Annotated in this window: 6 protein-coding genes and 2 pseudogenes; all 8 read left to right on the top strand. The window is 33.5% G+C overall.

What is annotated here, in order from left to right; genetic code table 11:
- Nucleotides 1–327: 327 nt before the first annotated feature.
- Complete coding sequence (locus ACTTKP_RS10030; protein WP_442553766.1) at nt 328–1,605, top strand: IS110 family transposase; 1,278 nt, start codon at nt 328–330, stop codon at nt 1,603–1,605.
- A 566-nt stretch (nt 1,606–2,171) separates the two neighbouring features.
- Nucleotides 2,172–3,199: pseudogene (locus tag ACTTKP_RS10025) on the top strand (S66 family peptidase).
- 443 nt (nt 3,200–3,642) lie between these two features.
- The gene (locus tag ACTTKP_RS10020) at nt 3,643–4,260 is read left to right on the top strand and encodes a TetR/AcrR family transcriptional regulator (RefSeq protein ID WP_442553765.1); all 618 of its coding nucleotides are present in this window, start codon (nt 3,643–3,645) and stop codon (nt 4,258–4,260) included.
- Nucleotides 4,261–4,370: 110 nt separating this feature from the next.
- Nucleotides 4,371–5,099 (top strand): ABC transporter ATP-binding protein, encoded by a 729-nt coding sequence (locus tag ACTTKP_RS10015; RefSeq protein WP_442553764.1) that lies wholly within the window; start codon nt 4,371–4,373, stop codon nt 5,097–5,099.
- Between the two features lie 259 nt (nt 5,100–5,358).
- Nucleotides 5,359–6,633: a putative ABC transporter permease subunit gene (locus ACTTKP_RS10010; protein ID WP_442553763.1), complete on the top strand. Its 1,275-nt coding sequence runs from the start codon at nt 5,359–5,361 to the stop codon at nt 6,631–6,633.
- 19 nt (nt 6,634–6,652) lie between these two features.
- Complete coding sequence (locus ACTTKP_RS10005; RefSeq protein WP_442553762.1) at nt 6,653–6,823, top strand: DUF1648 domain-containing protein; 171 nt, start codon at nt 6,653–6,655, stop codon at nt 6,821–6,823.
- A 288-nt stretch (nt 6,824–7,111) separates the two neighbouring features.
- On the top strand, nt 7,112–7,363 hold the full coding sequence (locus ACTTKP_RS10000) for an ImmA/IrrE family metallo-endopeptidase (RefSeq protein WP_442553761.1): 252 nt from the start codon (nt 7,112–7,114) through the stop codon (nt 7,361–7,363).
- A 6-nt stretch (nt 7,364–7,369) separates the two neighbouring features.
- A pseudogene (gene trpB, locus ACTTKP_RS09995) lies at nt 7,370–8,353 on the top strand (tryptophan synthase subunit beta); the annotation flags it as partial.
- Between the last annotated feature and the right edge of the window lie 59 nt (nt 8,354–8,412).

The following is an 8,412-nucleotide window of genomic DNA, read 5'->3' as shown; positions in this document are numbered from 1 at the left end:
CAAACATAACACTCCTGATTGAAAGTCGGTATAACTCTAAAGTCAGTATAACTCATATACTAATAGTATAAGAACAGCTCTAAGCATAGTTCTTATAAATGAACCTAATCATTTATGATAAAATTATAGATATTAGGGATGAAATGGGATTGTTTTATGTGCTTGCTGGGTTTCCAACTTAGGAATTACTCATTTCGTAGACTCCACCCTCATTCCATTACCTTTCATCTTTTCGGTTGGTTAGGTTCATTTATTGATTACCTGTAAACTTAAGATCCTGTTGTGGTTTTGGATTAACAGGGCATCCCAAATTATAGGAGGTATATTATGTCAGAAAAAATTGTTGTAGGAATTGATGTGAGTAAGGCTTTCAGTGACATCTGTATTCTATCACCTGATAATGATATTATCAAAAGAATTAAAATTTCTAATGATGTTATTGGCATGAATTCGCTCATCTCTGTACTTGAAAAAGTAGAAAATGAGTATGAAGACAGAGCAGTAATTATCATGGAAGCTACTGCACACTATCATCAAATTTTAGCTAATTTTTTCCGTAAGCATAATTATGAAGTCATTGTAATTAATCTGATTCAAAGTGGAGCATTGAAAAATATCAATATCCGAAAAATCAAATCAGATAAAACGGATGCATATAATATAGCGTTGCTATATCGTATTAAAAATTACAATGAAACAATTACACACTCAGATACCGTTAACAGTATCAAAAAGCTTTGCAGACAACACAAAGAATTGACGGATGAAATCGTGGAACACATCAACCGCTTAATCGCTTTTTTAGACATTTCTTTTCCGGATTACAAGAAAGTATTTCCGGACTTGCAAGGGAAAACACCTTTGTCTTTGCTTGAAAAATATCCTACTGTACAAGATGTCTTATCTCCTGAAAATAAGCAAGACATGATTCAGCTGATAAAAGAAAATTCACACAAAAGCTATTCCTATGCCGAAGCAAAGTATGAAAAACTATTGCAAGCTGCTGAAAAATCTATTGAAGTTTGTATAGTAAACCTTAGTTCATCAGTACTTATTCAAACAAGGGTAAGTGTTATTTTCAGTTTACAGGAAGCTTTGAAAGCAATCAATGATGAAATCAAGAAATTATCTCTTTTAGATGAAAAGTTTCATAATGATATTATGCTTTTACAAAGTATTCCGGGCATTGGAGAATACACAGCCTGTGTTGTTTTATCAGAACTTGGATACATATCCAATTTCTCTAAACCGAAAGAATTAGTTGCCTTCTTTGGCTTGGATCCGGGAGTATCTCAAAGCGGAACATACAATAGGAAAAACAATAAAATCTCTAAACGAGGATCACCTCATGTTCGCTTAATTCTCCATATGTTGGCAAAGTCTAATGTATATCCGAATCGCAACAGAGAGTATTTAAATCCTGTTATGCGAGCTTATTTTGAAAAGAAAATAGCTGAAAAACCGTATAAAATTGTAATGTGTGCAATTATGCGAAAGATGGTTCAAATTATTTTTGCTGTTCTTAGAAACCAAAAACCATTTGAATTAAGAACACCGGAAGAACATCAAAAACTAATTCGTGAAAATAGTAAGTTGGCTGCATAAATTATTAAAAGTGTTGCCTCAAAAAAAGTGTATGAGGCTTATTTGTTATGCGTATTTTTAGGTTTTGTAACTAAGCAATATTCTTACAACTTTAAAAAATAACTATTGACTTTCCTTAGTTGGTCTACAAAAGTTTAATAGAAAAATTCGCAAAAACTGTGAACAGTAACCTCATTTTTTCACTTTATATTGCAAGGTATATATGAAGTAATTGGAAGAGATATTATATCAATAGGGTTAGGTACAAAAAAATATTATTTTGTTAACAAGAATTCTATAAAAGATGATATCTTATCAGACCTGCTTAATGAGTTCAAAAGTAAAAAAAATTGAAATATTTATACTTTACATTTATCTTAATTTGATATTCCGTGTTTTATAGTATGTTCTCGCAATAAGAATACTCAAAGCTTGTATGAAAGCATTATCAACTATTGATATTGAGGTTTTAAACGAAAAAGAAAATTTTGATAATATAGATGTTTTGAGTTACCGAGTTAGATGTCGGGTAGTTGTGGCTGTGAGATTGATGTCAGGGCGACAAATAGAAATTATCTGGAGGAAGCATGATTAAAACTGTTGGTATTGTAAGTCTTTCAAGTGGAATTGTTGGCGAATCATTTATCCGATTTGAATCTGATATAGGTATTCGCAGACTGAAGGGATATGGGCTGAATGTAAAGTTTATGCCGCATGCTCTTATGGGGCTGGATTATATCAAAGCACACCCTGAAAAACGAGCCGAGGATTTATTGGAGGCATTTCGCGATCCGGAGATCGATATAATCCTGTGTGCAATAGGCGGGGATGATACTTACCGCCTGTTACCGTATCTATTCGATCATAATGAACTTGCGGAAGCTGTTACTGACAAGATTTTTCTCGGTTTTTGGATACAACGATCAACCATCTGATGCTGCATAAAGTTGGACTGAATACTTTTTATGGACAGGTGTTTCTTCCGGATATCTGTGAACTGAGCCAAGAAATGCACCCTTATACACGGAAATATTTTGAGGAATTGATCTCCACTGGAACGATCAAGGAAATAGCACCCAGCGATGTCTGGTATGAAGAACGGAAAAGCTTTGCACCCGATCAGGTCGGCAAACCGCTGATAGCTCATCCTAATTATGGGTTTGAGTTATTGCAGGGGTCTCCTGTATTCTCAGGTAAAATACTCGGTGGATGTATCGATTCCATGTATGATTTCTTTAACGGTGAGCGATATGAGGATATGCCGATCTTGTGCGAAAAATATCATTTATTCCCTGATGCAGAAGATTGGAAAGGACACATCCTGCTGCTGGAATCCAGTGAAGAAAAACCTTCTCCGGAAAAATACCGGCAGTCTCTTGAATACCTTAAGGAAAGAGGAGTGTTTGAGGCAGTATCAGGTGTACTGGTCGGAAAGCCTATGGATGAGACTTATGCTCAGGAATATCGACAGCTGCTTATTCAAATTATAAATAAGCCTGACCTTCCGGTTGTTTTCAACTTGAATTTTGGACACTCAATGCCTCGGTGTATAATTCCATTTGGCATTGAAGCAGTCGTTGATGTGGAGGCTCAGATCATCAGATTTACTGACTGATAGTTATTTTACAATTTATAAAGGACAGACCAAGGCTCCTCGCTACCGGCAAATGCAGCACCAGACGATGAACTTACAGTCGTGATTAACAGTCAAAACAAAACTCCTCGTATCAATAAAATAGGATCGGGGAGTTTTATTTTGCCCTTTACTTCGAGTAACTGGAACCTCGTATAATACTTAAAGGATGGTTGTTATGTATACAGCGTAAAACTCTCTAATAAATATTTTGATATGATGTTAAAAGACTTTGAAAAAGAACAAACTGCATTAGAAAAATCAACTGAGCAAACAAAAGACACATTAAGAGATTTTGAAGAAGACAGTACCAGAGCGGATAAGTATATTGCACTTGTAAAGCAATATACTGACTTTAGTGAACATACAAATCAATTGACAATTTGTCAGTTTGGATGTATTATATAAATACTAGGAGGCATAAAATGCGAGATGTAAAAGAACCTGAAATACGACGTGCAGAGATTATGGATGCTGCAATGATACTCTTTATGGAGAAAGGGTATACTAATACAACAACTCAGGATATAGTTGATAAAGTAAATATATCAAGAGGGTTGTTATATTATCACTTTAAGAATAAAGAGGATATCTTATATTGTCTTGTAGAACAATATTCAGATAAATTATTGAAAGATATTCATGTTATTGTTTATGATGAAGATAAAACTTCCATAGAAAAAATCAGATCATTTATAGATGTCACAATTATATCGTCGGAAAATATTTCAGCAGAGGGTACAGTACTGCAAAGAACAGTTGACCTTAAAGAAAATCAATATATGATAGATAAGTTATCCCATAAGCTTGTCGAAAAACTGACAATATATTTTGGAAAGATTATAAATCAAGGAATAACGGAAAAAGTTTTTTCTGTAAAATATCCATTAGAAACAGCAGAGTTCCTTATGACAGCTTATGTTTTTGCTTCAAATAACATAAGTATAAGATATCTAAAGGAAGAACCTGTTAATAACTACTTAAATGCATTTAAGGATATGCTTGAACAAAGCTTAAATACAAAAAAGCTCTTTAGTAATTAAAAAAGAATAGAATGTTTGCAAGGAGAATAATATGCCGATAGCTACTGTTAAACAAGTTATCGGTTTTATTTCAAAGAGTAACTGACAAAATGTCAATAGAGGTGGAAATTATGTTAGAGATAAAGAATTTTAGTAAATTCTATGGAAACAAAAAGGCTGTTGAAAACTTATCCATTTCAGTACAGTCCGGAGATATTTATGGATTCATTGGTGCAAATGGAGCCGGAAAAACTACAACGATAAAAGCAGTAGTTGGGATTCATGATTTTGAGAATGGAAGTATAACGATTGATGGGCATTCCATTAAAGAGGAGCCTGTTTTTTGTAAAAAAATGATGGCATACATTCCGGATAATCCGGATTTATATGAACATCTGACGGGATTTCAGTACATAAATTTTATTGCAGATTTATTTGAAGTTTCTACTGAGATACGCAGAGAAAGAATTCAGAGATACGGTGATTTATTTGAAATGACGAAAAATCTTTCGGGGATGATATCTTCGTATTCACATGGCATGAAGCAAAGAACTGCGATTATTTCTGCACTGGTGCATTCTCCAAAGTTACTAATTTTAGATGAACCTTTTGTTGGACTTGATCCGAAAGCAGCTTTTCTACTAAAGAAAATAATGCACGAATGCGTATCAGATGGAGGAGCTATTTTCTTTTCAACACATGTATTGGATGTTGCAGAAAAATTATGTAATAAAATTGCAATTATAAAAAATGGAAAGTTAATTGCGAGCGGAAATACAGAAGAAGTCAAAGGCAATAAATCTTTGGAAACTTTTTTCATGGAGGTGCAGGATAATGAGCAAAATTTGGATATTAATTAGAGCAGAATTGATAAATTTCTTTCCGATCAACGAAATGAAAGAGCCGGGAAATAAAAAACAAAGTTCAATTGTTATTGCAAGTTTTGGAATAATAACTCTTGCTATATTTTTCTTTATTTATAATATCATAACAGCCAAAACATTGGTACAAGTAGGACAGCAGGAGTTGATACCGGCATATATGGTATCGGTAGCAAGCTTTGCAATATTATTTTTGACAATATTTTATTCGAATGGGATTTTATTTGGCAGTCGTGATATGGAAAATCTTTTGTCATTGCCTGTAAAAAGTTCAGATATTATAAGCAGCAAGTTTATGTTTATGTATTTATTGAATTTTTTTATAGGATTGATGTTTATGCTTCCGGGGGGAATTGTTTGGGTGTTAAACGGGAGTTTAAATGCATTACAGATTATATTGTATTTTACTTCCATAATTTTTGTTCCGTTGATACCTATGTGTATAGCAGCAAGTATGGGAATCATTATTGTTGTTGCTTCATCTTTCTTTAAAAGAAAAAATGTTATTGCTTTAATTTTTTCATTTGCAATGATAGGGATAATTGGATATATTGCAGTGTCAGCTATGAAATCAGGTAATGAAAATAGTATCGGGATTATGCTTTCTAAGCAAATTACCGGATTGTACCCACTATCTAAGCTATTTATGGAATACTATAATTTTCCAATGTACATTGGAGTAGGATTATTTATTGTTCTCTCAATAGTATTTTTTTATATGTTTGCCAAAATGGTTTCATTAAAGTATGGATTGCTTAATACTCTTGCTAAAACAACAACAAGATATTCTGACAACAAAAATTCGAATAATAGAAAATCAGTATTTTTTGCCCTATATAAAAAAGAAATGGGACTGTTTCTAAACTCATATATGGCAGTGTTGAATGCAGGACTTGGTGTAATACTTTTATGTGTTTTTAGTATATTTCTTCTTTTTAATTCTTTACATCAAATAGGGGAATATTCGGGGATCGAAAATGTGAATGAATATCTTTCAAATTTTGCTCCGCTGTGTATTGCTTCAATGTTTTTACTTAGTTGTCCGGCAGCATTTTCCATATCGTTAGAAGGTAAAAATGTTTGGATTTTGCAAAGTTCTCCTATTCGGGTAAAAACGATTTTAAATTCTAAGATTGCGGTAAATCTTACGCTTCATTTGATTGGGTATATGATTTCCATATTTGCATTTACGATAAAACTTGATATGAACTTTATTCAAGTTATTAACCTAATAATTGTTCCTATATGCTATTCGATCTTTATAACAGTGATAGGAATTTCCCTAAATAAAAAGTATCCAAATTATGAATGGGAAAGCGAGATGATGGTTGTAAAGCAGAGCATGCCTGTTATTGTGTCTGGACTTGTTGGGATAATTGCACTCATTACACCAATTCTTCTTAATTGGTTTTTAAATCTTTCGATAACACCAGTTTTGCAGATAATATCAGTTACTTTACTTGTTATTTCAAGCGAAGTTTATATAAAAGTTAGCAAGTCAAATTTTATTTAGTTTAAGGAGGGAAAATTGTATGAAAGTTGGACTGTTAAAAGATGTCTTGGTGTTGATATTAATGATTGTTGTAATATTTATTATTTGCATATTTCTCCCAGAAAAAATTCCTGTTCATTTCAATGCAAAAGGAGCCCCTGATATGTTTGCTAATAAATATTATCTTCTGCTTGTTACGGTTATTCCGTAGAATGTAATCCTGCAACAGTTCAAAAAGCTTTAAAAGTTCTTGAGAAGCAGGGACTGATTGTTAGTCATGGAAGTAAAGGATATTTTGTTATTGATAGTGATCAGAAAATAATTGAGTTAAAAAATCAGGATTTGAACACACTAACAAAAAGGTTGTTGGAAAAACTATATAAGTTAGGATTTTCGGATGCTGAGATAATCAAGATGTTTGAAGAATATGTTGTAACAAAATACTTATTGCTAAAATGGTAATAAAAAATAAGAATATAGTAGTACAGTTGAGGAAATGTTGGATATTAATAATAACCTGGAAATAGAAGCAGATAAATTTGCAACAAACTATTTGATTTCACCTGCGGACTATAAGAGATTTGCTCCATCTAGATATACTTCAGATGATGAAATAGTTGAATTTGCCGAAACAATAGGAATTCATCCGGGAATTGTAGCCGGAAGATTACAGCATGAAGGAATCATTGCACAGAACAGATGCTCAAAGTTAAAAGAAAAGTATGTGATTGAAATAAAACATACTGCGTAAAGTAAATATCATTGTGAACGCTTATCTGCATTGCTGGGTAAATGTCAAATATATCTTAAAAGAGAAGATCTTAACCATACCGGCACACATAAAATAAATCATTGTATGGGCGAAGGGTTGCTTGCCAAATTCTTAGGTAAGAAAAAACTCATTGCCGAAACAGGTGCCGGACAACATGGTGTTGCACTTGCCACGGCTGCGGCCTATTTTGGCTTGAAATGTGATATCTACATGGGAGAAGTTGACATAAAAAAACAGCATCCCAATGTAATAAGAATGAAAATGCTCGGTGCAAATGTAATACCTGTAACGCATGGACTTAAAACATTAAAAGAGGCGGTAGACGCTGCATTTGAAGCATATTTAAAAGAATACAAAGATGCAATATACTGTATAGGTTCTGCTGTAGGACCTCATCCATTCCCTATGATAGTTCGTGATTTTCAATCAATTATAGGAATTGAAGCAAAAGAACAATTCAAAGAAATGACAGGTAATTTGCCTGATGTCGTTTGTGCGGCTGTTGGAGGAGGCTCTAATGCGATAGGAATGTTTGAAGCATTTCTGTCAGAACCGGTTAATATTGTCGGTGTAGAACCGCTCGGAATAGGCAGCGGGGTAGGAGAACACGCTGCAAGTATGACATTCGGTAAAAAAGGTGTTCTTCATGGTTTTGAAAGTATGCTCTTACAAGATGAAAATGGTGAACCGTTGTCTGTGTACTCTATAGCCAGCGGACTTGACTATCCGTCAGTCGAACCTGAACATGCATATTTGAGAGATTGCGGAAGAGTAAAATACGAAGCCGTAAATGATGATGAAGCTATGCAGGCATTCTTCTTATTATCCCGTTATGAAGGAATAATTCCTGCAATAGAAAGCTCTCATGCTTTGGCATATGCAATAAAATATGCCAGAAATCAAAATCCGGGATCAATACTTGTAAATCTTTCGGGTAGAGGTGTAAAATCACCTCTACTATTTGTATAAAAGTCAAATATTTCTATACGAAGCCAATAATGTAAATATATCTTTGACACTGTCTTAAG

Source organism: Catonella sp., assembly GCF_052169795.1.
Lineage (GTDB): Bacteria > Bacillota > Clostridia > Lachnospirales > Lachnospiraceae > Catonella.
The sequence above is the reverse complement of the archived record's forward strand: the minus strand, read 5'-3'. Positions and strand labels throughout refer to the sequence as shown.

Coding starts and splice junctions, on each gene's coding strand:
- ACTTKP_RS10030 (WP_442553766.1), top strand. CDS start 328: ATGTCAGAAAAAATTGTTGTAGGAATTGATGTGAGTAAGGCTTTCAGT.
- ACTTKP_RS10020 (WP_442553765.1), top strand. CDS start 3,643: ATGCGAGATGTAAAAGAACCTGAAATACGACGTGCAGAGATTATGGAT.
- ACTTKP_RS10015 (WP_442553764.1), top strand. CDS start 4,371: ATGTTAGAGATAAAGAATTTTAGTAAATTCTATGGAAACAAAAAGGCT.
- ACTTKP_RS10010 (WP_442553763.1), top strand. CDS start 5,359: ATGGAAAATCTTTTGTCATTGCCTGTAAAAAGTTCAGATATTATAAGC.
- ACTTKP_RS10005 (WP_442553762.1), top strand. CDS start 6,653: ATGAAAGTTGGACTGTTAAAAGATGTCTTGGTGTTGATATTAATGATT.